Annotated in this window: 19 protein-coding genes and 2 pseudogenes; 9 read left to right on the top strand and 12 right to left on the bottom strand. The window is 64.2% G+C overall.

Annotation, left to right across the window (positions count from 1 at the left end; genetic code table 11):
* Positions 1 to 20 precede the first annotated feature (20 nt).
* From FHR96_RS22725 to FHR96_RS03460, 8 genes are all read left to right on the top strand, one after another.
* Positions 21 to 422, top strand: coding sequence for a GFA family protein (locus FHR96_RS22725; RefSeq protein ID WP_379685095.1), 402 nt, complete (start codon positions 21 to 23; stop codon positions 420 to 422).
* 128 nt (positions 423 to 550) lie between these two features.
* On the top strand, positions 551 to 871 hold the full coding sequence (locus tag FHR96_RS03490) for an SMI1/KNR4 family protein (RefSeq protein WP_183386269.1): 321 nt from the start codon (positions 551 to 553) through the stop codon (positions 869 to 871).
* A gap of 174 nt (positions 872 to 1,045) precedes the next feature.
* On the top strand, positions 1,046 to 1,381 hold the full coding sequence (locus FHR96_RS03485) for a hypothetical protein (RefSeq protein ID WP_183386268.1): 336 nt from the start codon (positions 1,046 to 1,048) through the stop codon (positions 1,379 to 1,381).
* Positions 1,382 to 1,394: 13 nt separating this feature from the next.
* A complete protein-coding gene (locus FHR96_RS03480) occupies positions 1,395 to 2,054 on the top strand; it encodes a uracil-DNA glycosylase family protein (RefSeq protein WP_183386267.1) in 660 nt (219 codons plus the stop codon).
* A gap of 192 nt (positions 2,055 to 2,246) precedes the next feature.
* Positions 2,247 to 2,822, top strand: coding sequence for an acyloxyacyl hydrolase (locus FHR96_RS03475; protein WP_183386266.1), 576 nt, complete (start codon positions 2,247 to 2,249; stop codon positions 2,820 to 2,822).
* A 3-nt stretch (positions 2,823 to 2,825) separates the two neighbouring features.
* A complete protein-coding gene (locus FHR96_RS03470; RefSeq protein WP_183386265.1) occupies positions 2,826 to 3,566 on the top strand; it encodes a carbon-nitrogen hydrolase family protein in 741 nt (246 codons plus the stop codon).
* A 116-nt stretch (positions 3,567 to 3,682) separates the two neighbouring features.
* A complete protein-coding gene (locus FHR96_RS03465) occupies positions 3,683 to 5,872 on the top strand; it encodes an OsmC domain/YcaO domain-containing protein (RefSeq protein WP_183386264.1) in 2,190 nt (729 codons plus the stop codon).
* Positions 5,873 to 6,240: 368 nt separating this feature from the next.
* Complete coding sequence (locus FHR96_RS03460) at positions 6,241 to 7,179, top strand: GGDEF domain-containing protein (protein ID WP_183386263.1); 939 nt, start codon at positions 6,241 to 6,243, stop codon at positions 7,177 to 7,179.
* A 107-nt stretch (positions 7,180 to 7,286) separates the two neighbouring features.
* Here the strand turns inward: FHR96_RS03460 and fabF are convergent, their stop codons facing one another.
* On the bottom strand, positions 7,287 to 8,552 hold the full coding sequence (gene fabF, locus FHR96_RS03455; protein ID WP_183386262.1) for a beta-ketoacyl-ACP synthase II: 1,266 nt from the start codon (positions 8,550 to 8,552) through the stop codon (positions 7,287 to 7,289).
* A gap of 93 nt (positions 8,553 to 8,645) precedes the next feature.
* On the opposite strand from fabF, the gene FHR96_RS03450 reads away from it, so the two are divergent.
* A complete protein-coding gene (locus FHR96_RS03450) occupies positions 8,646 to 9,299 on the top strand; it encodes a TetR/AcrR family transcriptional regulator (protein WP_183386261.1) in 654 nt (217 codons plus the stop codon).
* Positions 9,300 to 9,386: 87 nt separating this feature from the next.
* Here the strand turns inward: FHR96_RS03450 and FHR96_RS03445 are convergent, their stop codons facing one another.
* The 11 genes and pseudogenes from FHR96_RS03445 to FHR96_RS03395 form a co-directional block, all read right to left on the bottom strand.
* Positions 9,387 to 10,631, bottom strand: coding sequence for a metal-dependent hydrolase family protein (locus FHR96_RS03445; protein WP_183386260.1), 1,245 nt, complete (start codon positions 10,629 to 10,631; stop codon positions 9,387 to 9,389).
* Between the two features lie 41 nt (positions 10,632 to 10,672).
* Positions 10,673 to 11,980, bottom strand: coding sequence for a TRAP transporter large permease (locus FHR96_RS03440; RefSeq protein WP_183386259.1), 1,308 nt, complete (start codon positions 11,978 to 11,980; stop codon positions 10,673 to 10,675).
* Positions 11,981 to 11,989: 9 nt separating this feature from the next.
* Positions 11,990 to 12,499 (bottom strand): TRAP transporter small permease, encoded by a 510-nt coding sequence (locus tag FHR96_RS03435; protein WP_183386258.1) that lies wholly within the window; start codon positions 12,497 to 12,499, stop codon positions 11,990 to 11,992.
* Positions 12,496 to 13,125 (bottom strand): TetR/AcrR family transcriptional regulator, encoded by a 630-nt coding sequence (locus FHR96_RS03430; RefSeq protein ID WP_183386257.1) that lies wholly within the window; start codon positions 13,123 to 13,125, stop codon positions 12,496 to 12,498. Before FHR96_RS03430 ends, FHR96_RS03435 begins: the two co-directional genes overlap by 4 nt.
* A 68-nt stretch (positions 13,126 to 13,193) precedes the next feature.
* Positions 13,194 to 14,333 carry a C4-dicarboxylate TRAP transporter substrate-binding protein gene (locus FHR96_RS03425; RefSeq protein WP_183386256.1) on the bottom strand — a complete coding sequence of 380 codons (1,140 nt, stop codon included), beginning with the start codon at positions 14,331 to 14,333 and terminating at the stop codon, positions 13,194 to 13,196.
* A 499-nt stretch (positions 14,334 to 14,832) separates the two neighbouring features.
* Positions 14,833 to 15,003 (bottom strand): annotated as a pseudogene (locus FHR96_RS03420) (hydroxymethylglutaryl-CoA lyase); the annotation flags it as partial.
* A 28-nt stretch (positions 15,004 to 15,031) separates the two neighbouring features.
* Positions 15,032 to 15,202 (bottom strand): annotated as a pseudogene (locus tag FHR96_RS03415) (hydroxymethylglutaryl-CoA lyase); the annotation flags it as partial.
* Between the two features lie 28 nt (positions 15,203 to 15,230).
* Positions 15,231 to 16,130 carry a hydroxymethylglutaryl-CoA lyase gene (locus FHR96_RS03410; protein ID WP_183386255.1) on the bottom strand — a complete coding sequence of 300 codons (900 nt, stop codon included), beginning with the start codon at positions 16,128 to 16,130 and terminating at the stop codon, positions 15,231 to 15,233.
* Positions 16,131 to 17,003: 873 nt separating this feature from the next.
* Positions 17,004 to 19,079, bottom strand: a complete 2,076-nt coding sequence (locus FHR96_RS03405) for an acetyl/propionyl/methylcrotonyl-CoA carboxylase subunit alpha (RefSeq protein WP_183386254.1) — start codon at positions 19,077 to 19,079, stop codon at positions 17,004 to 17,006.
* A complete protein-coding gene (locus FHR96_RS03400; RefSeq protein WP_183386253.1) occupies positions 19,076 to 19,906 on the bottom strand; it encodes an enoyl-CoA hydratase-related protein in 831 nt (276 codons plus the stop codon). Before FHR96_RS03400 ends, FHR96_RS03405 begins: the two co-directional genes overlap by 4 nt.
* 94 nt (positions 19,907 to 20,000) lie before the next feature.
* On the bottom strand, positions 20,001 to 21,608 hold the full coding sequence (locus tag FHR96_RS03395; protein ID WP_183386252.1) for a carboxyl transferase domain-containing protein: 1,608 nt from the start codon (positions 21,606 to 21,608) through the stop codon (positions 20,001 to 20,003).
* Positions 21,609 to 21,620: the final 12 nt, after the last annotated feature.

Genomic DNA, 21,620 nt, shown 5'->3' with positions numbered 1-21,620 from the left:
AAAACTTGAAGACAGTAGATGTGCATTGCCGTTGCGGCAAAATTAGCTTGGAACTCTCAGGGCAGCCGGTCGTGCAAGCGTACTGTCACTGTGATGATTGTCGGGCAGCCCATGGTGCCGCGTATGTTGCATCGTCCACTTACCCGGCGACGTCGGTTAAAGTGGTTAACGGAACTCCCACTCCTATCGTGGTGAAGACGACTCAAAGAATGCGTTGCGAGGCTTGCGGCACTCATTTGTTTTCGGAGATCACGCACGCGGGTCTTCGGAGCGTAAATGCGTTTCTGTTGCCGAAGGGGAATTTCAAGCCACAACTACACGTTCAATGTCAGCACGCGGTCCTGCCCATCGTAGATGACTTGCCTCACTTCAAGGATTTTCCATCTGAAGGTGGTGGTTCCGGCGAGCTGGTAGCGTGGTAAGTCCCGCCCAACAAGGCGCTGCACCTGACTGTTTTTCCGCTGCGCTCCAAAGCAGCAGGTGAGCTTTGGCGTTATAACTCATATCGTTAACTATGGACAAATATTTTCGAGACTATCTAGAGCTACACATGGATGAGTTATCCTCGTTAGAAGGTAAGTCATTCCAAACCAGGTTGTTTGATTCATTGGAAAAAGCTATACCTGACTCCAATCTTGAAATAATGGAAGTGTTTTCTATTGAGAAATTGGAAATAATTTGGGAGAACTTTCATCTGTATACTTCTCAGTCGGGTATTGCCCCGGTAGCTGAGTTTTATGGAAATATGGTTCTATGTCTTGGCTGTGAAAGTAAAAACTTAGGTAAAGTTTGCTATTTTGATTTCGATTTCGGCTGTATAGAACTTAGCGATTCACTATCGGAGTTCTCTAAGAGTGTTCAGGAAAGCTAGTCAATGTTATAACAAATTGCACCAGCTGACATTTTTCCGTCGCTCCTTTTTGTGCTGAATAGCACAAACGGGCTCCTCCAAAAATGCAGCTGTGGAAAGCGTTATGCGCCTCTTAGACGCAATCTGTCGCCTATTTTTCTCTAGGTGAAAAAATAACGAGCAGAAGGAATAAGTATGCCAAATTTTGATCAAGACTTCGAAGCTACTCGCCTTGCTATGCTTGTCAAGCAATACCCTGAGGTTATGAAAGCAAACGGTGAAGTGGTTTTCTGTGCGGAAGATAATGAAGCTCGCTTAAGCGGCACTCGTTGGGTGGTTGAAGACGAAATTTTTGAGAAGGCCACTGAGTCAGGGTTCAAAGTGCACCTAATAGAATTGCTTGATAACTTTATTCAGTACCGGGATCAATGCAATGAACTACCGAAAAAGGAAGGTGTCGTTCGTTTTGGTGATGGTGGCTTAAATATCGAATGGCTGCCTGAAGGGCCTACTGACTTAACCAATAGTTAATTTGGGTTTATTCATGGATAATGAAGAAATTTCTGAAATAAAGTGTATTGATGAGTTGATGACTGCTTGGAAAGAGGCCTTCCCGGAAGGCTGGCACTTCAACCACGACGGAGTGATCTCAAAAGAGAATTGGGATAGTAGTGGAAAAAGAGTTTTGTTTGTTTTAAAGGAAACAAATAAAGCCAAGCAGAATGTTGTTACTGCGATCAATAGAGCTATTGACGTTAAGAAAAGCGGATGGTGGCGAGGAAAGGTTCTTCGTCGGGTGGGACGATGGGCTTACGGGATTCAAAATTATGATGGGGTTGTGCCACCACTCAAAGATGCAAAGATAAACGAAAAAAATGCAATTAAGAACATTGCATACATAAATATAAGGAAGACTTCTGGAAGCACTATAACCAATAAGAAAGCGTTTGATGCACATGCTAGTGAATTTGCCCCTTTTGTTAGAAGGCAAGTTGAGTTGATAAAGCCTGATGTTGTTGTGCTTTGCGGTACATATAATCAAGTTAAACGCTACATATTCCCCGAGATTAAAAAAGTTAGTGAGCGGATTCATGTGCATGAGGGGGTTGTATTTATTAACGCTTTCCACCCTGCCGCGAGGAAAAAATCAGCAACTCTTTACCATCAAGTTCTCGAAAATTATCACGCTTACAAAAACATTTAAAATTTGAAAGCTGCGCATAATAAATTGCTGCACTCGGAAAAATTACTCGATACGCTCCTAATGCTCCGGAGAGCAAGGCGTTACCGCGCCGATGATCGGTACCACCGACGCTTTCCACAAATCCTTGCTCACCTCCCGCCCCTACCGCTTGCGCTAACCTGAGGATGACCGAGGTTTTTAGGTGAGTGGACGATGCCTGTGATCGGGTTCCCTCGTCATGCTGTGTCCTTCGGGCTGGTGCCGAGTGTCTTGGCCTGCCTGCTCGCGCCCGGCCCGAGCGTTGCCGACGACTGGGAGCTGCAGAGCCTCAGCCTGCGTGCCCGTGTCTCGGAGAAGACCCTGCTGGGGGAAGAAGCGCCGGAGGACTTCAAGGAGTACGACCTGTCGGCCAACGTCGGCTTGCCATGGGAGCGCTACGCCGCGTCGGGCTGGGGCGTGGGCACTCGGGTGATGGCGAGTGCCGGTTTGCTGCGAGGGGCGGGGGAAAATGCGCTCGTGGTGTCGGCCATTCCGGAGCTGACGCTGGGCAGCGAGGACGGACGCTTCCTGCTGGACCTGGGGGCGGGCGGCGTGCTGATCAGCCGGCATCGCTTCGGGGAGCAGGATTTCGGCGGGCCCTTCCAGTTCGCACTGACCCTGGGCGTCAGGGTGCCGCTATATCGCCGCCTGGGCGTCGGCTATCGGTTTCTCCACTATTCCGATGCCGGCGTGAACGGTCCGGACACCACCGGAGCGGATTTTCACATGATCGAATTCAGCTACAGGTAACCTATGAGGGTATGTGCCGCGCAGTTGCGTCCCGAGCCCGGTGATCTGGCCAGCAATACGGAAAAACATCTCGCCCTCATCAGGCTGGCAGCGGCCCATCGAGCCGATGCGGTGTACTTCCCCGAGCTATCCCTCACGGGCTATCAGCCACGACTGTCGAGCATCCTCGTCAGCGAGGCGGAACACTGGTGCCTGGACGCGCTTCAGGAGCTTAGCGATGCGCACGGCCTGCTCATCGGCGTAGGCATGCCCCTGGTCGTCGACGCTGGCGTGCAGATCGGGATGGTGTGGTTTTCGCCTCACCAGCCGCCTCGCACCTATGCCAAGCAGTGGCTGCATGCCAGTGAGCTTGCCTACTTCACGGCAGGGGAGCGCCAACTGTTGCTCGATGGCCCCGGCGGCACGCTGGCTCCCGCCATTTGCTATGAATCGCTCCAGGCGGATCACGCCAATGCGGCCGCCGCGATGGGCGCTCGGTTCTATCTCGCCAGCGTGGCCGAGTCGGCCAGTAACCTGCCCAGGGCCATGCGGCATTATGCATCCGTCGCCCGGCGCCACGGCATGCACGTGCTGTTGGCCGACGCCGTGGGCCCGAGTGGTGACTTCATCAGCACGGGGCGATCGGCGGCCTGGAATACCGAGGGTGAGCTGCTGGCCCAGATGGGGACGACGTCGGAGGGCCTGCTGATGCTGGACACCGCGCAAGGCATCGCCAGCGTGCATGAGGTGGCCATTAGCGGATAGCCGCGCCCGCACTGGCGATTTTTTGACCACCCGCCCAAGACGAAGCCCCCCAAAAGCTGGATAATGGCCGGCTACGCGCTACGGTCGCCCGAATCCACGAATCCGGTGCTTTGTCAATGGAAATCAAGGTCAACTATCTCGACAACCTCCGGCTGGAGGCCAAGTTCGACGACTTCACGGTCATCTCCGACCAGCCGATCCGCTACAAGGGCGACGGCTCGGCCCCCGGGCCCTTCGACTACTTCCTGGCGTCATCGGCCATGTGCGCGGCCTATTTCGTCAAGGTCTACTGCAACGCGCGGGACATTCCCACCGAGAATATCCGCCTGTCGCAGAACAACATCGTCGACCCGGAGAACCGCTACAAGCAGATCTTCAAGATCCAGGTCGAGCTGCCGGAGGACCTCTCCGACAAGGACCGCCAGGGCATCCTGCGCTCCATCGAGCGCTGCACGGTCAAGAAGGTGGTGCAGACCGGCCCCGAGTTCCAGATCGAGACGGTCGAGAACCTCGACGAGGACGCCCAGGCCCTGCTGATGGCCAAGCCGGAGGAGGGCGCGAGCACCTGGATCGAGGGCAAGGACCTGCCGCTGGAACAGACCATCGCCAACATGACGGCGATCTTCGAGGACCTCGGCATGAAGGTCGAGATCGCCTCCTGGCGCAACATCGTGCCCCACGTGTGGTCGCTGCACATTCGCGATGCCTACTCCAACATGTGCTTCACCAACGGCAAGGGCGCCACCAAGGAGAGCGCGCTGGCCTCGGCGCTGGGCGAATTCATCGAGCGGCTGAGCTGCAACTTCTTCTACAACGACCAGTTCTTCGGCGAGGAGATCGCGAACGGCCGCTTCGTCCACTACCCGAACGAGGAGTGGTTCCAGCCCGGCCCCAACGACGAGCTGCCGGACGGCATCCTCGACGACCACTGCCGGGAAATCTACGACCCGGACGGCGAGCTTCGCGGCTCCAACCTGATCGACACCAACTCCGGCAAGGTGGAGCGCGGCATCGTCTCGATCCCCTACGTGCGCCAGTCGGACGGCGAGACGGTCTACTTCCCCTCCAACCTGATCGAGAACCTCTTCCTCAGCAACGGCATGAGCGCCGGCAACACGCTGCCTGAGGCCCAGGTGCAGTGCCTGTCGGAGATCTTCGAGCGGGCGGTGAAGCGCCAGATCATCGAGGAGGAGATCACCCTGCCCGACGTGCCGAGGGCAGTGCTCGAGAAGTACCCGGACATCCTCGAGGGCGTCGAGGCGCTGGAGGCCCAGGGCTTCCCGATCCTGGTCAAGGACGCCTCGCTGGGTGGCCAGTTCCCGGTGATGTGCGTCACCCTGATGAACCCCAAGACCGGCGGCGTGTTCGCCTCCTTCGGTGCCCACCCGAGCCTCGAGGTGGCGCTGGAACGCAGCCTCACCGAGCTGATGCAGGGCCGCAGCTTCGAGGGCCTGAACGACTTCCTGCCGCCGACCTTCAACTCCCTGGCGATCGCCGAGCCCAACAACTTCGTCGAGCACTTCATCGATTCCTCGGGCCTGGTGTCCTGGCGCTTCTTCAGTTCCAAGGCCGACGTCGAGTTCGCCGAGTGGGACTTCTCGGGCACGACCGAGGAAGAAGCCGCGACCCTGTTCGGCATCCTCGAGGAGCTGGGCCTGGAGGCCTACCAGGCGGTGTTCGAGGAGCTGGGCGCGCCGGTGTGCCGCATCCTGGTGCCGGGCTACTCCGAGGTCTATCCGGTGGAGGACCTGGTGTGGGACAACACCAACAAGGCGCTGCTGTTCCGCGAGGACATCCTGCACCTCCACGAGCTCAACGATGAGCAACTGGGCGAGCTGCTGGAGCGCCTGGAAGAGACCCAGATCGATGACCACGAGGACATCATCACCCTGATCGGCATCGAGTTCGACGAGAACACCGTCTGGGGCCAGCTGACCATCCTGGAGCTCAAGCTGCTGATCAACCTGGCGCTGGCCCAGCACGAGGATGCCCTGGACCGGGTGCAGATGTTCCTGCAGTTCAACGACAACACCGTCGAGCGCGGGCTCTTCTACCAGGCCGTGAATGCGGTGCTGGAGATCGCTCTGGACGACGAGCTGGAACTGGACAACTTCCTCTACAACTTCACGCGCATGTTCGGCGAGGAGACCATGGTGGCCGTGGTCGGCGCGGTGAACGGCACGGTCCGCTTCCCGGGACTGGAGCCGGTCGGCATGCAGCTCGAGGGCCTGGAGCGTCACCAGCGCCTGATCGAGAGCTACAAGAAGCTGCACGCTCACCGCGCCGCGCTGGCGGGCATCGAGTAAGCCCCTAGGGTTTCCCCGCAGCATCAGTAAGCCCCCGAGCCGGTTTTCCGGCTCGGGGGCTTGTCGTGTTGGCCTGGCTGTCATTGGCAGAAGACGATGACACCCAGTGACGAGTTACGCGGCACGTTTTGACGGTCCGAGATTTCCACCGCACACTATCAAGCCATCTAACGTATATGCGATAGATGTGACGCGCTGGTCGGGTACATGCGTTTATCCTAGGTGGATGGCTCCAAGTTATTGATGTGCAGTGTAATTTTTCCCACCTGATTGACGCGGTGCACGATCGACCTGTCGAGGCATTGGCTTCAAGGTGCTGATCGGCCGTTGACTCGATGAAGGCTGCTGGCGAGCTGGTATCTGGCTTTATGAATGACCTCTTCCAAAGCTTGTTTCAGTTGTTCGAATCTTCGCCTGTGCTCGTCGCGGCCTATGATGGCTTTGACAGACTTCGGTATGCCAACAGGGCGTTTCGATCGGCCTACTTCATCGAGCCGGAAGAGATGCCTTTCTGGCCTGATCTGATGAGGCGAAACCACTACGCCGAACGAGGCACGGTCATTCGCGCTGAGGACTTCGAAGAGTGGCTGATCTCCACGCAGTCGCGCCGGGGAAAAGTCGGCTTCAGAGCCTTCGAAACTGATCTGGTCGACGGCCGTTGGCTCTGGATGACGGAGACGGTGCAGGAAGACGGCTGGATGCTTTGCATTGCCACAGATGTGACGGACCTGAAGGCTAGCACTCGTGAGGTTCGCCAGGACCGGGACCTGGCGATCAAGGCCTCCTACACCGACGAACTGACCGGGGTGGCCAACCGCCGGTTCGTGACGGCTCGCATCGAGGACATGCTGCAGGGGCAAGTCACCGATGAGTCGCCATTACCCGGCTGCCTGTGCGTATTCGATGTCGACCACTTCAAGATCATCAATGACCAGTATGGCCATCACAACGGTGATCTGGTGCTGAAAGACTTCGCAAAGTGTATTCACCGGCTCGTGAGGCGCACCGACTGCTTCGGTCGCGTCGGGGGAGAGGAATTCGTCCTGACGCTTCCAGCCACTTCCATTGAGCAGGCAAGGCTGATCGTCGAGAGAATGCTCGTCGGTGTCCGCAAGTCGCGACCGCTCAAGGACAGGCCGGACTTCAAATATACCTTCTCGGTGGGCATTGCGGCTGCGCAGGTTGGGGATACGGCGATCAGCCTTTTTTCGCGCGCGGACCGAGCCCTTTACAGGGCCAAGCTTGCCGGCCGAGATCAGATTCACATAGACGATGCCTCGTCCGATCGACCATCGCAAATAGGATGACGCCCACACAAACTCATTGCGCATTCCAAAGCCCCCGAGCCGGTCCGCCGGCTCGGGGGCTTGTCGTTCGGTGCGCTACAGGTGAACAGAGCGGCCAGCGTCGGTGTTTATAGCCGGCTGACGATCAGGGCGGCATTCACGCCGCCGAAGCCGAAACCGTTGCACAGGGTGTGCTGGATGGCGTGCGACCGCGATGCGTGGGGCACGAAGTCCAGGCCCCGCATGTCGTCGTCGGCGCTGTCGAGGTTGAGGGTCGGAGGCAGCCGTCCCTGCATCGTCGCCATGGCGGAAAAGATGCCCTCCACGCCGCCGGCGGCGCCGAGCAGGTGACCGGTGGCCGACTTGGTGGCGGAGATCGGCACCTCGGCCAGGCCGTCGCCGAACACCCCTCGCAGCGCGGCGATCTCGGCCCGGTCGCCGACTGGCGTGGAGGTGGCATGGGCATTGATGTGGTCGATCGCCTCCGGGGGCAGGCCGGCCATGTTCAGGGCCGCCCGAACGGCGGCCGCGGCGCCGGCGCCGTCATCCGGGCCGGCGGTGATGTGGTAGGCATCGGCGCGGGTGCCGTAGCCGCTCAGCACGGCCAGGGGCGTGGCCCCGCGCGCCTCGGCGTGGGCCAGGGTCTCGATCACCATCACGCCGGCGCCTTCGCCCATGACGAAGCCGTCGCGGTCCCGGTCGAAGGGGCGCGACGCCCGGCTCGGATCGTCCTGCTCCGTCGACAGCGCCTTCATGGCGTTGAAGCTGGCCAGCGAAAGCGGGTCGATGCAGGCTTCGGCGCCGCCCACCACGGCCACCTCGGCCTCGCCGCTGCGGATCAGCCGCATGCCGTCGCCGATGGCCTGCAGGCCGGCGGCGCAGGCGGTGACGGGGCAGCCCAGCGGCCCGCGAAAGCCATGGCGGATCGACACGTGTCCGGCGGCCAGGTTGGCCAGGAAGGCCGGCACGGTGAAGGGCGAGAGCCGCCGATGGCCGCGCGTGGTCAGGGTGTTCTGGGCCTGGGTGATGGTGGGGAAGCCGCCGATGCCGGAACCCACGATCACCGCGGTGGCGTCGCGGTCGGCCTGACGAGAGGGGAACCAGTCGGCCTGGGCCAGGGCCTCGTCGGCGGCGGCCAAGGCGTAGAGGCTGAAACGCTCCAGCTTGCGACGTTCCTTGGCATCCGCCACCCGGTCCGGGTCGAGCCCGGCCTCGGGGTCGTCGGCGATGTTCGGCACGGCGCCGGCGACCTTGATCGGCAGCTCGCCGGTATCGAATCGGGTGATCGGGCCGATGCCCGAGCGGCCGGCGAGCAGCCGTTCCCAGCTTGCCTTGACGCCGCATCCGAGTGGGCTGATCATTCCCATGCCGGTGATGACGAGAGGGGACTGCATGGCGCTTTACCTTGCGATGTTGGGTTTTCGCCAAGCTAGCACCGGGCAATATATGATCAAGGTAATATTCAGTCGCGTGACGACGAGGTTGCGATGCCTTACTCGGCAGCCCACAAAGCGAACTCCCGGGAACGAATCCTCAAGTCGGCCATCGAGCTGTTCAGTCGCCGGGGCTTCGAAAAGGTTTCCATCGGCCAGATCATGAAGCTGGCCAGGATGACCCATGGGGCCTTCTATGCCCACTTCGCCTCCAAGGAGGCGCTGTATCAGGCATCGGTGAAGGAGACCCTGGAGAGCAGCCGCGCGGCCAGGCTGGTCAAGGGGCCCCTGTCGGTGAAGCACCTGACCGACCTGGTGGCCAACTGCTGGAATCTCCAGGAGCTGGAGCGCAAGCGAGATCCCGGCCCGGAATCGGTGCTGTTCAATGAAATCGGCAATGAAAACGCCGAGATTCGCACCCTGTTCGAGGCCTCCTACCTGCGCGTGAAGAAGATGCTGGAGACCCGGCTCATCGCGCTGGGGCGCTTGAAGAAGCTGCCGTTCGAGCCTGATCGCGAGATCATCGCCGAGAAATCCCGCGCCATTCTCGCCTCCTTGGTGGGTGCCGTGGCCATCGCCAAGAGCCTGCCGGAAGAGGCGGAACGCCAGCATGTCCTGAACGCCGCCCAGCGCCATATCCTGCGAATGCTCGGCGTCGAGGAGAGCGAGATGGAGGATATGTTAGGCGCGACGCGCGCCGCCTTCTAGGTTCGTTTTTCCGCATCAAAAGCCCCCGAGCCGGTTTGCCGGCTCGGGGGTTTTTGCATATTGGGTACTGTGAATGGCTGGATGTGGCTACTTGGCGGACAGGGCCACGCCACCCTCGTGATAGACCTTGCCGCCCTTCATGATTGTCAGCAGCTGAGTCTCCGGGTCGGTGAGGGCGGTGATATCCTCCAGAGGGTTGTCGCGGACTACCAGCAGGTCGGCGCGGGCGCCCGGGATGACTTCGCCGAAGTCGCCGACGTAGCCGAAGGCGTCGGCGGCGTTGCAGGTGGCGGCGCGGATCAGGTCGTCGGCGGGCACCACGTCCTTGCGCAGATGGAATTCGTTGAGCTGATGGCGCTGCATGCGGCCGAGCAGGTCGGAGCCGTAGAGCATCTTCACACCGTGCTTCTGCGCCATCTCCAGCGCCCGGCCGCCGGCATCCAGCACGTCGAACACCTTGCGCTGCAGGTGCTCGGCCATGCCGGCCGCCACGCCTTCCTTGGCCAGGGCGTCGTAGGTGGCAAGCGTCGGCGTCAGGTAAGCGTCGTGCTCCAGGAACAGGCGGCAGCTCTCCTCGTCCATCAGGTTGCCGTGCTCGATGGTCTTGACGCCCCGCGGGATCAGCCGGTTGATGGCGCGCGCGGTGTAGGCGTGGGCCATGGTATGGATGTTGGCGGCGGTGGCTTCCTCGACGATGGCATCGATCTCTTCCAGCGAGAACTGGGTACTGTCGATGCGGTCTGTGGGCGAGGATACGCCACCGGAGGCCATGATCTTGATCTGGGTGGCGCCCTTGCGGATTTCGTCGCGGGCGGCGCGACGCACTTCACTGACGCCGTCGCAGACACGTCCGAGTCCGGCACAGCAGAAGCAGCCCTCGAAGGTCTGCTGGCCGGGGCCGCGCATGTCGCCGTGGCCGCCGGTCTGCGAGAGCGCATTGCCGCAGTAGAGCAGCCGCGGGCCGATCAGACTGTCCTCATCGACGGCGTTGGCCAGGCCGTAGTCGGCGCCGCCGGCGTCGCGCACCGTGGTAAAGCCGCGCATCAGCATGGCCTGCAGCAGCTCGCTGGACTTGGCGCCCACGTAGAAGGGGGAGAGCGTTTCCAGCAGTGCGAAGTTGGGGGTGATGGCGGTGACGTGGACGTGGGCGTCGACCAGGCCGGGCATCAGGTAGTGGCCCTTCACGTCGATGACGCGGTCGTCCTCGCCGCCGAGCGGGGCGTCGCTGACCGCGACGATGCGGCCGTCCTGAATGCGCACTTCGCGGCCGGGCAGCACGCGACCGGCGCGGGTGTCGATGACGTTGGCGTTGATGAAGCGGATGGTGGTCATGGGCGGATTCCTTGGGGCATTCGTTGTCGTTCTGTGTCGGGTCACAGCATCTGTTGGGGGAGATAGAGCGAGAGCGCCGGGATCAGCACGATCAACAGCAGGGCGACGATGTCCATGGCGATGAACCAACTGACGCCGCGGAACACTTCCGGCAGGGTCACGCTCTTGCCCAGCGCGCCTTTGATCACGTAGACGTTGAGGCCGATCGGCGGGGTGACCAGGCCGACCTCCAGCAGCTTGACCACGATGATGCCGAACCACACCAGGTTGAGGTCGGCGCCTTGCACCAGCGGCAGGATCAACGGCAGCGTCAGCAGCATCAGGCCGATGGAGTCGATGAACATGCCGAGCACCAGGTAGATCACCGCCACGGCGAGGATGATCCACCAGGTCTCGGTGCTGACGCCGAGGATCAGCTCCGAGAAGGCGGCGGGCACGCCGCTCATGGCCAGGAAGCGGGTGAAGAACAGCGAGCCGATCAGGATGATGAAGATGCTGGCGGTGCTGACGGCGGTGCGCGTCAGCGCCTCGCGGATGGCGCTCAGGGACAGGGTGCGGCGCGCCAGGGCGATCAGCGCGGCGATGGTGGTGCCCACCGCGCCGGCCTCGGTGGGCGAGAACACGCCGAGGAAGATGCCGCCCAGCACGGCGGTGATCAGCAGCGGTAGCGGCCAGATATGGCGAAAGGCCTGCCACTTCTCGTCCCATGTCGACGTGACCCGGGCATGGCCGGCCAGCCCCGGTTTGGCCTTGACCCGCGCCATGATCATCACGATGTAGAGCAGCGCCGAGAGCAGCCCGGGCAGGAAGCCGGCCATGAACAGCTGGCCCACCGAGACCTGGGCGTAGACGCCGTAGAGCACCAGCAGCACGCTGGGCGGGATCAGCGAGCCGAGGGTGCCTGAGGCCGCCACGGTGCCGGTGGCCAGGCCCTTGTCGTAGTTTCGCTTGAGCATCTCCGGCACGGCGATGCGCGACATGGCCGCGGAGGTGGCCACGCTGGAGCCGGAGGCGGCGGCGAAGAAGGCCGAGGCCATCACGCTTGCCACCGCGAGCCCGCCGGGCAGTCGGGCGAGATACAGTCGCATGGCCTGGAACAGGCCCTCGGTCATGCGGGTGGTGGTGCACAGGTAGCCCATGAACAGGAACATGGGCGCGGCGGTCAGCTCCCAGGTGCCGGCGAAGTCGAAGGGGGTGGCGGAGATCATGCCCCAGGCGACGCGCATGTTGACCAGTTGGCCGATGCCGACGATGGAGACCAGGCCCAGGGCGACCCCGATGGGCACACGCAGGGCGATCAGGGACAGGGCGGCGGCGATGCCCGCCACGCCGATCTCGAGATGACTCATGGCAGGCTCCTACAGTGCCTGGCGAAGGCGGATCGCCTTCAGCATGTTGGCGACGATGGCGAGGCAGATGGCGGCGAAGCCGAGCGGCAGCGCCCAGCGGCTGGGCCACAGGTAGAAGGTGAAGTTGGCCATGGCGGTCTCCCGGGACGCGGTGGCGTCCAGCGCGTCCAGGTAGCCCTGGTAGCCAAGCATGGCGAAATAGATCACCCCCAGGACGCCGGCGAACAGGTAGAGCGCGAGCTGCACGCTGGGCGGGAAGCGGCCGACCAGCACGTCGACGTTGATGTGTTCGCCCATGCGCTCGGTGTAGGCCAGCGGCAGGAAGACCAGCGCCACCATGTAATAGAAGGAGACGATCTCCAGCGTGCCGGGGAAGGACCGCCCGACAAAGTAGCGCAGCGCGACATCCAGGGTCACGTGAAGCGCCATCAGGATCAGGAACAGGGCGGCCAGCACCAGGGTGGCGCGGTTGACCCAGTCGCTGAGGTTTTCGATATGGCGTCCGAAGGTGCGGATCATTTGGCATCTCCCGGGGCGGAAGAGGCGCCGATGTAGCCGGTCTCGAGCAGCATGCGCTTCCAGAACAGCAGCATGTCGCGGTACAGCGCCGGATCGTCACGCCAGATGCTCTGTGCGCCCATGCCGCGCATCATGCACAGGGTGGCGTTCAGGGCGACGCGATTCTCGTCGGTGGTGTGGGCGCCGTTGGCGACAAGCTGCTCCCAGATCTGCTCCAGCGAGGCGTTGAAGCGCGCCGCCAGCGGTTCCAGCACGCTCATGATGGCGGGGTCGGTGCGGGCGGTGGTGAGATACTCCAGGGTGACCATGAACAGGTCGCCCTTGAAGTGCTCGTGCAGCGCCTGCAGCAGGCCGTCGACGTTCATCTCGCCTTGCCGCATGCGCCCGGCCAGATCGCGCACGCTGACCACCTCGCGCTCGAGCAGGTCTTCGAGAGCGGCCTGCATCAGCGCTTCCTTGGTCGGGTAGTGGTGGACCAGGGCGCCGCGGGACACGCCGGCGGCACGGGCTACGTCGACCGTGGAGGTGGCGCGGATGCCCTGGCTCAGGATGCATTCGAGCGTGGCCTGCATGATCTTGGCCTGGGTCTGGCGGGAACGCTGTTCCTGGGTCTGGCGTTGGCTCATCGGGGCCTCTCGGATGTGAAAGGCCGCTCGTCGGATCACGATACCGCGAGCGGCCGTCGGTGGGCGGCTCAGTAGATGCCGTAGTCTGCCGGGAGGGTGTCGTAGATCTCTCGCATGGCCAGCTCGGCCAGGGCGTCCTCGTCGCTGCGGTCGACGTCGGCGAGCAGCCCCTGCCATTTCTGGTAGGTGGCCAGGAAGTCGTCGATCAGGGCCTTGGGGTCCTCGACGCCGTACTTGTCGCGGGCGACGTCGTAGATGCCGGCCAGGGCCTGCTCGCGGAAGTCCTTCACCGACTGCATCAGGTCCGGCTCGGGCATGAACACCTGGTTGCCCTTGGCCTGGGCTTCCTCCAGGGCTGCATCGGCGGTGGCCAGGTACTGCACGATCATGCGCGTCATGGCCTTGGCGGAAGCCTGCTTGAAGACGCCGCGCTGGTCGTCGGTCAGACCGGACCAGAAGTCCTCGTTGAAGCCCCACTGTGGGCCGGACCAGTACATGCCGGTTGGCAGTAGAGTGGTGTAGTCGGCGACCTCCCACAATGAGCGGTCGATCAGATCGTTGGCGGCGTTGGTGGCGCAGTCGAGCGAGCCGCGGTCGAGCCCGGTGTACATCTCGCTGGAGGGCACGTTGACAGGTATGCCGCCGGCCTGCTCGACCCAGGCCGAGACGGTGGAGCCGGCGGTGCGGATGCGCTTGCCTTGGAGCTCCTCGAGGTTGCGTACCGGCTGGCGGCAGAACAGCACATAGGGCGGCGTGGTGTAGGCGCCGAGGTAGACGATGTTGAGGTCCTGCCACTCCTGAAGCTGGATCGGGTTGTGGGTGCTGAAGTCGGTGACCGCGAGGATGGCGACCAGCGGATCGTCGAAGTTGAAACCCAGCTCCTGTACGGCGTTGGCGACCGGCATTTCCGAAGGCGTGTAGACCGCGGCGTGGTGGGCCACCTGGACGATACCGTCCTGGATGCCCTGCAGGCTGGCGCGCGGGGCAAGCAGCACGGTGCCGGTGTAGACGTCCGGGGCCAGCTCACCATCGGACAGCTCGCGCACGGTGTCGGCCCACTCGATGTAGCCGTACTTCGAGTGCGGATGCTGCTGGTCGTAGAAGGAATTGGCAATGAACGAGGTTTCGGCCTGGGCGCTGGTGGCCAGGGCGGGCAACGTCATGGCGGCGGCGATCGCCAGAGTCAGGTGGCTTCGCTTGAGGGTCATCTTGTCTCCCGGGCCGTGGGTCGGCCATGCATTGTTGTTGGGCTCTACGAGGTGCCTGATGAAGTTCGGCAACCTGAGACTAGTCAGCCCACCATAAAAAAACAAGCAGGACTGTTTGTTTTTTTATGGTGCCGCAGACGCTCCTTCGGGCCCTGCCCATCAGGAAGGTTTGGAGCCAGACTCAAAAGGATGATGGGAGGATATCGATGGCTTCACTGTCATGCTGGCAGCGATTGAAATGCTGACTGCTGCAGGCCTTCCTGGCTTGCTTAAGCGGCCTCCGATGCCATGGGGCAGGCATTCTTGATCGAATGGGGCCGGCTGCAGGAGGTGTACGCCGAGGTGCTTAAAACCTCCGTCGCCGGTCCGGCCACGCTTCGATTGCGTTGCGCTTGGAACCTGAGACCGTGGTGCACAGTAACAGTAAGGATCTGACAACCCCTCGAGCCGGTTTGCGGGCTCGGGGGGCATTTTGGGTACTGTCAATTGCTGGATGTGGCTACTTGGTGGACAGCGCCACGCTCGCCTTCGAGCGGTTGGGTCGGCCGATGGCCTGGGTGATCCAGTGGCCGGTCTCGGCGAGCTTGTCCAGGTCGATGCCGCTCTTGATGCCGAGCCCGTCGAGCAGGTAGACGACGTCTTCGCTTGCCACGTTGCCGGAGGCGCCCTTGTGGCCATAGAGGGTGGGCAGCCGCCGATCAGCGGCTTGCCAGCGCCACGCTCGCCTTCGAGCGGTTGGGCCGGCCGATGGCCTGGGTGATCCAGTGGCCGGTCTCGGCGAGCTTGTCCAGGTCGATGCCGCTCTCGATACCGAGGCCATTGAGCAGGTAGACGACGTCTTCGCTTGCCACGTTGCCGGAGGCGCCCTTGTGGCCATAGAGGGTGGGCAGCCGCCGATCAGCGGCTTGCCAGGGCCACGCTCGCCTTCGAGCGGTTGGGCCGGCCGATGGCCTGGGTGATCCAATGGCCGGTCTCGGCGAGCTTGTCCAGGTCGATGCCGCTCTCGATGCCGAGCCCGTCGAGCAGGTAGACGACGTCTTCGCTTGCCACGTTGCCGGAGGCGCCCTTGGCATACGGGCAGCCGCCGAGCCCGGCCACGGAGCTGTCGATCACCGCTACGCCTTCCTCGAGCACGGCGTAGAGGTTGGCGAGCGCCTGGCCGTAGGTGTCGTGGAAGTGGGCGGCGAGCTTGTCCATGGGGATGTCGCGGGCCACGGCCTCCAGCATGCGTTTGGCCTTGAGCGGGGTGCCGGTGCCGATGGTGTCGCCGAGTGATACCTCGTAGCAGCCCATGTCGAACAGGGCCTTTGCCACCTCGGCGACCTTGGCGGGGGCGATCTCGCCCTCGTAGGGGCAGCCGAGCACGCAGGAGACGTAGCCGCGCACACGCACATTGGCCGCCTTGGCGCGCTCGAGCACCGGGGCGAAGCGCTTCAGCGATTCCGCCACCGAGCAGTTGATGTTCTTCTGCGAGAAGGCCTCGGAGGCGGCGCCGAACACCGCCACTTCCTCTACGCCGCATTCCAGCGCGGCTTCCAGGCCCTTGAGGTTGGGGGTGAGCGCCGAATAGACGATGCCGTTGCGGCGCGTGAGGCCGGTCATCACTTCGCGGTGGTCGGCCATCTGCGGCACCCACTTGGGCGAGACGAAGCTCGCCGCCTCGATATGGGCGAGGCCGGCGGCGCCGAGGCGGTCGATCAGCTCCAGCTTGGTGGCGGTGGCGATCGCCTCGGGCTCGTTCTGCAGCCCGTCGCGGGGGCCGACCTCGACCAGGCGAACGGATGTCGGGAATGTCATCTTTTCTCTCCCTGTGGGGATGTTGCCGGCAGTGCTATACGTTCAGCCGTTGCCTCTCGATAATCTGGGCACTTGTCGGTGCTGTCTTTATGCAGGAGCGCTTCAGAGCCGGTCCGACGCCTTGGCGTGCCGCGGGCGCCTGTCGGCGCCATTCGCGCTGCTTGCAGCGCGATCCGCCGCGCGAGCGGCGGTGGGTCTGGCCGCTTGGGGAAGAACCCCGGGCGCCTGTCGGCGCCATTCGCGCAGCGGAGCCGGGGCGCCGGACCGTGCGCTCCCACGAAAATCTGTCTGTCCCGCCGAGTCCCGGGTAGCCGGCTTCCCTGTGGGAGCGCTGCTTGCAGCGCGATCCGCCGCGCGAGCGGCGGTGGGTCTGGCCGCTTGGGGGAGAGCTCCGGGCGCCTGTCGGCGCCATTCGCGCAGCGGAGCTGCGCTCCCACGAAAACCAGGACCTCCTGCCGCACTATTTGTACAGCAAGTCGGGACGCCGGGCCGTGCGCTCCCACGAAAATCTGTCTGTCCCGCCGAGTCCCGGGTAGCCGGCTTCCCTGTGGGAGCGCTGCTTGCAGCGCGATCCGCCGCGCGAGCGGCGGTGGATGTTGGCTGCCTTGGCGGGCCCCGGGCGCCTATCGGCGCCATTCGCGCAGCAGAGCTGCGCTCCCACGAAAATCAGGACCTCCTGCCGCACTACTTGTACAGCAAGTCGGGACGCCGGACCGTGCGCTCCCACGAAAATCAGGACCTCCAGCGGCGCCATTCGTGCAGTGAACCGGGGCGCCGGACCGTACGCTCCCACGAAAATCAGGACCTCCAGCGGCGCCATTCGCGTAGTAAACCGGGGCGCCGGACCGTGCGCTCCCACGAAAACCTTGGGCGTTACTCGTCCGCGGCGAACGCCAGCAGCACGTCGCCCTGGCCGACCGTGTCGCCAGCGGCGAAGTGGAAGCTTTCCACGTGGCCGTCGGCGGGGGCGGTCATGGTGTGTTCCATCTTCATGGCTTCCATGACCATCAGCGGCATGCCTTTCTCCACCCGGGCGCCGGCCTCCACCAGCAGTGCCACCACGGTGCCGTGCATGGGCGCGGTGAGGGTCGACTCGGCCTCGTGGTGGCCGTGGTCGATGGCGTCGATGCGCCGCCAGAACAGCCGGGTCTCGCGTCGGGGATCGACCATCACCACCACATTGTCGTCGCGGCGTGCCTGGAGCCGGCGGCGATGGCCGTCGAGGGTCACCGCCACGGCGTCGCCCTCGAGCGGCTCCAGGGTGGCGGCATAGGTGGCGGACAGGTCCTGGCCGTTCAGTGTCAGCTGCCAGGGCGAGCCTTGGCCCTCGCGCTTGCCTTCGACCACCGTCACGCTCTCGGCATCGTCGGCGTCTTGTGCTGGCCCTTGAGAAAGTTCGGGAGCGCACAGGGCGATGCGGATGGTGTGGGGGGCGTTCAGGCGGAAGCCGTCGTGGCGGTCCCAGGGCGAGTCGCTTTCGCACTCCCGGGCCAGCTGGTGCAGGCCGATCAGCGCCGCGGCGGCGTAGTCTTCCGGAGCCACCCGGCGCTCGGCGAACAGCGTGTCCTCGTGGCGCTCGATGAAGCGAGTGTCCAGCTTGGCGTCGCGGAAGTCAGGGTGGGTGGCCAGGCGCTGCAGGAAGCCGCGGTTGGTGACCACGCCGCGCACGTCCAGGGCGGCCAGGGCGCGGTTGAGGGTGGCCAGGGCCTGGGCGCGGTCGTCGCCATGCACGATCAGCTTGGCGAGCATGGGGTCGTAGTGCATGGAGACGACATCGCCGGTCTCCACGCCGCTGTCCAGCCTCACACGCTTCGCCTCGAGGCCGGCGCCGGCGAGGTCCATGGCGAAGCGCGAGAGGGTGCCGGTGGCGGGCAGGAAGTCCTGTTCCGGGTCCTCGGCGTAGAGACGCGCCTCGAAGCTGTGGCCGCTGATCGTCAGTTCATCCTGAGCGAGAGGCAGTCGCTCGCCCATGGCCACGCGCAGTTGCCACTCCACCAGGTCCTGGCCGGTGATCATCTCGGTGACCGGGTGCTCGACCTGCAGGCGGGTGTTCATCTCCATGAAGTAGAAAGAGCCATCCACGTCCAGGAGAAATTCCACCGTCCCGGCGCCCACGTAGCCGATCTCCCGAGCGGCGCGCACCGCGGCCTCGCCCATCTCGCGGCGCAGTTCCTCGGTCATGCCCGGGGCGGGGGCCTCCTCGAGCACCTTCTGGTGGCGGCGCTGCACGCTGCAGTCGCGCTCGAACAGGTAGACGCCGTGGCCGTGGGCGTCGCAGAAGACCTGGACCTCGACGTGGCGCGGCTGCACCAGGTACTTCTCGATCAGCATGCGATCGTCGCCGAAGGCGGACCGGGACTCGCGGCGGCAGCCGTCCAGGGCGGCCTGGAAGCCGTCCGAGGACTCGACCACGCGCATGCCCTTGCCGCCGCCGCCGGCGCTGGCCTTGAGCAGCACCGGATAGCCGATGCGATCGGCCTCGTCGCGCAGCAGGGCGTCGTCCTGGCCTTCGCCGTGGTAGCCGGGCACCAGCGGCACGCCGGCGTCATGCATGCGTGCCTTGGCGGCGGACTTGTCGCCCATGGCGGCGATGGCCGAGGCGGGCGGGCCGACGAAGGTGATGCCGGCGGCGTCCAGGGCCTCGACGAAGGCGCCGTTCTCGGAGAGGAAGCCGTAGCCGGGGTGGATGGCGCCGGCGTTGGTGCGTCGCGCGGCCTCGACCACGGCCGCCACGTTCAGGTAGCTCTCGCGGGCGGCGGCCGGGCCCAGGCGCACGGCCTCGTCGGCCTCGCGCACGTGGCGGGCGTTGGCGTCGGCGTCGGAGTAGACCGCCACGGTGCGCAGGCCCATGCGGCGGGCGGTGCGCATCACGCGGCAGGCGATCTCGCCGCGGTTGGCCACCAGCAGGGTGTCGAAGCGCTGGGCGTCGGGGGAGGTCGTCCGGGTCATTTCTGGCGCTCCGTGTTCGATGGGTCGTCGGGGGCCCAGGCGGGGCGGCGTTTCTCGAAGAAACTGGCCAGGCCCTCCTGGCCCTCGTGGCTCACCCGCAGCTCGCTGATGATGCGGCAGGTGTGGTCGCGGGTGGCATTGCTGTCGGGGTCGCGGGCCACCTCGGCGAGCAGCGCCTTGGTGGCGCGGCTGGCCTGGGGCGAGGTGGCGAGCAGGGTGTCGACCATGGCGTCGACGGCGGCGTCCAGCTCGTCCGGTGCCACCAGGCGATGGACCAGGCCCAGGTGCTCGGCGGTGGCGGCGTCCATGACCTCGGCGGTCAGGGCGTAGCGGCGCATCTGGCGGCTGCCGAGCGCGCGCTGCACGTAGGGGCTGATCACCGCCGGCGACAGGCCGATCCGCACCTCGGAGAGGCAGAACCTGGCCTTCTCGGAGGCGACGACCAGGTCGCAGCAGGCGGCCAGGCCCACGGCCCCGCCGAAGGTGGCACCCTGCACGCGGCACACGGTGGGGCAGGGCAGGGTGTCCAGGCCGTGCATCAGCGCCGAGAGCTCGCGGGAGTCCGCGAGGTTGTCCTCGAAGTCGTAGTCGACCATGCGCTTCATCCAGTTGAGGTCGGCGCCGGCCGAGAAGCTCTTGCCCTCCGAGCCCAGCACCAGTACCCGCACCTCGCCGCGGTGGGCGAGCTCACCGACGCGGCGCAGGTGATCGTTGAGCTCGGCGATCAGGTGGTCGTCGAAGGCGTTGTGGACCTCCGGGCGCTCCAGCGTCAGCCGGGCGACCCCGCGGTCGTCGATATCGAGTCTTGAATATGTCTGTGTCGTCATATCGGTACCCTGCATGCTTCGGGCTTCGGGCTTCGGGCTTCGGGCTGCTCGCGGCCCGTAGCCCGATGCTCGTGGCTCTACGCGAAGCGTGGCCCTACATCCTGAACACGCCGAAGCGAGTTTCCTCGACCTCGGCGTTCATGGCGGCGGCCAGCGACAGCCCCAGCACGTCGCGGGTCTGGGCCGGGTCGATGACGCCGTCGTCCCACAGCCTGGCGCTGGCGTAGTACGGGTGGCCCTGGTGCTCGTACTGGTCGCGGATCGGGCGCTTGAAGGTGGCCTCGTCCTCGGCGCTCCAGTCGTCGCCCTCGCGCTCGATCTGCTCGCGCTTGACCTGGGCCAGCACCCCGGCGGCCTGTTCGCCGCCCATCACCGAGATGCGCGCGTTGGGCCACATGAACAGCAGGTTGGGGTCATAGGCGCGGCCGCACATGCCGTAGTTGCCGGCGCCGAAGCTGCCGCCGATCAGCACCGTGAACTTGGGCACTCTTGCACAGGCCACGGCGGTCACCAGCTTGGCGCCGTGCTTGGCGATGCCTTCGTGCTCGTACTTCGAGCCGACCATGAAGCCGGTGATGTTCTGCAGGAACACCAGCGGGATTTTCCTTTGGGCGCACAGCTCGATGAAGTGCGCCCCCTTGACCGCGCTCTCCGAGAACAGCACGCCGTTGTTGGCGACGATGCCCACCGGATGGCCGTGGATATGCGCGAAACCGGTGACCAGGGTGTCGCCGTAGTAGCGCTTGAACTCGTCGAAGGCGGAGTCGTCGACGATGCGGGCGATCACCTCGCGCACCTCGAAGGGCTTCTTGAGGTCGGTGCCGACGATGCCGTAGAGCTCCTCGGGATCGAGGCGCGGCGGCTTGGGCTCGGCCATGGCCAACTGGCCGCGCTTCTGCCAGTTGAGCCGCGCCACGCAGCGGCGGGCGAGCTGCAGGGCGTGGGCGTCGTTCTCGGCGTAGTGGTCGGCCACGCCGCTCTTCTTGGCGTGGACGTCGGCGCCGCCCAGGTCCTCGGCGCTGATCGACTCGCCGGTGGCGGCCTTCACCAGCGGCGGGCCGCCGAGGAAGATGGTGCCCTGTTCCTTGACGATGATCGACTCGTCGGCCATGGCCGGCACGTAGGCGCCACCGGCGGTGCAGGAGCCCATCACCACGGCGATCTGCGGGATGCCCTCGGCGGACAGGGTGGCCTGGTTGTAGAAGATGCGCCCGAAGTGGTCGCGGTCGGGGAAAACCTCGTCCTGGCGGGGCAGGAAGGCGCCGCCGGAGTCCACCAGGTAGAGGCACGGCAGGCGATGCTTGCGGGCGATCTCCTGGGCGCGCAGGTGCTTCTTCACGGTCAGCGGGAAGTAGGTGCCGCCCTTGACGGTGGCGTCGTTGGCGACGATCACGCACTCCACGCCGGACACTCGGCCGATGCCGGTGACCACGCCGGCGGCAGGCACCGAACTGTCGTAGACCTCATGGGCGGCCAGCGCCGAGAACTCGAGGAACGGCGAGCCCTCGTCGAGCAGGTGATCGATGCGGTCGCGCACGAACAGCTTGCCGCGGGACTCGTGGCGGGCGCGGGCCTTCTCGCCGCCGCCCTGGGCGACGGCGGCGGTCAGCTCGCGCAGCTTGCCGACCTCGGCGCGCATCGCCGCATCGTTGGCCTGGAAGCCCTCGCTGCGGGGATTGATCTGGGACGTCAGAACGCTCATTTATCCCTCCGG

The organism is Halomonas organivorans (assembly GCF_014192055.1).
Classification (GTDB): domain Bacteria; phylum Pseudomonadota; class Gammaproteobacteria; order Pseudomonadales; family Halomonadaceae; genus Halomonas; species Halomonas organivorans.
The sequence above is the reverse complement of the archived record's forward strand: the minus strand, read 5'-3'. Positions and strand labels throughout refer to the sequence as shown.

What these genes read in the sequence shown, in the direction of transcription:
- FHR96_RS03490 (WP_183386269.1), top strand. Translation starts at nt 551, where the DNA reads ATGGATGAGTTATCCTCGTTAGAAGGTAAGTCATTCCAAACCAGGTTG.
- FHR96_RS03485 (WP_183386268.1), top strand. Translation starts at nt 1,046, where the DNA reads ATGCCAAATTTTGATCAAGACTTCGAAGCTACTCGCCTTGCTATGCTT.
- FHR96_RS03480 (WP_183386267.1), top strand. Translation starts at nt 1,395, where the DNA reads ATGGATAATGAAGAAATTTCTGAAATAAAGTGTATTGATGAGTTGATG.
- FHR96_RS03475 (WP_183386266.1), top strand. Translation starts at nt 2,247, where the DNA reads ATGCCTGTGATCGGGTTCCCTCGTCATGCTGTGTCCTTCGGGCTGGTG.
- FHR96_RS03470 (WP_183386265.1), top strand. Translation starts at nt 2,826, where the DNA reads ATGAGGGTATGTGCCGCGCAGTTGCGTCCCGAGCCCGGTGATCTGGCC.
- FHR96_RS03465 (WP_183386264.1), top strand. Translation starts at nt 3,683, where the DNA reads ATGGAAATCAAGGTCAACTATCTCGACAACCTCCGGCTGGAGGCCAAG.
- FHR96_RS03460 (WP_183386263.1), top strand. Translation starts at nt 6,241, where the DNA reads ATGAATGACCTCTTCCAAAGCTTGTTTCAGTTGTTCGAATCTTCGCCT.
- fabF (WP_183386262.1), bottom strand. Translation starts at nt 8,552, where the DNA reads ATGCAGTCCCCTCTCGTCATCACCGGCATGGGAATGATCAGCCCACTC.
- FHR96_RS03450 (WP_183386261.1), top strand. Translation starts at nt 8,646, where the DNA reads ATGCCTTACTCGGCAGCCCACAAAGCGAACTCCCGGGAACGAATCCTC.
- FHR96_RS03445 (WP_183386260.1), bottom strand. Translation starts at nt 10,631, where the DNA reads ATGACCACCATCCGCTTCATCAACGCCAACGTCATCGACACCCGCGCC.
- FHR96_RS03440 (WP_183386259.1), bottom strand. Translation starts at nt 11,980, where the DNA reads ATGAGTCATCTCGAGATCGGCGTGGCGGGCATCGCCGCCGCCCTGTCC.
- FHR96_RS03435 (WP_183386258.1), bottom strand. Translation starts at nt 12,499, where the DNA reads ATGATCCGCACCTTCGGACGCCATATCGAAAACCTCAGCGACTGGGTC.
- FHR96_RS03430 (WP_183386257.1), bottom strand. Translation starts at nt 13,125, where the DNA reads ATGAGCCAACGCCAGACCCAGGAACAGCGTTCCCGCCAGACCCAGGCC.
- FHR96_RS03425 (WP_183386256.1), bottom strand. Translation starts at nt 14,333, where the DNA reads ATGACCCTCAAGCGAAGCCACCTGACTCTGGCGATCGCCGCCGCCATG.
- FHR96_RS03410 (WP_183386255.1), bottom strand. Translation starts at nt 16,130, where the DNA reads ATGACATTCCCGACATCCGTTCGCCTGGTCGAGGTCGGCCCCCGCGAC.
- FHR96_RS03405 (WP_183386254.1), bottom strand. Translation starts at nt 19,079, where the DNA reads ATGACCCGGACGACCTCCCCCGACGCCCAGCGCTTCGACACCCTGCTG.
- FHR96_RS03400 (WP_183386253.1), bottom strand. Translation starts at nt 19,906, where the DNA reads ATGACGACACAGACATATTCAAGACTCGATATCGACGACCGCGGGGTC.
- FHR96_RS03395 (WP_183386252.1), bottom strand. Translation starts at nt 21,608, where the DNA reads ATGAGCGTTCTGACGTCCCAGATCAATCCCCGCAGCGAGGGCTTCCAG.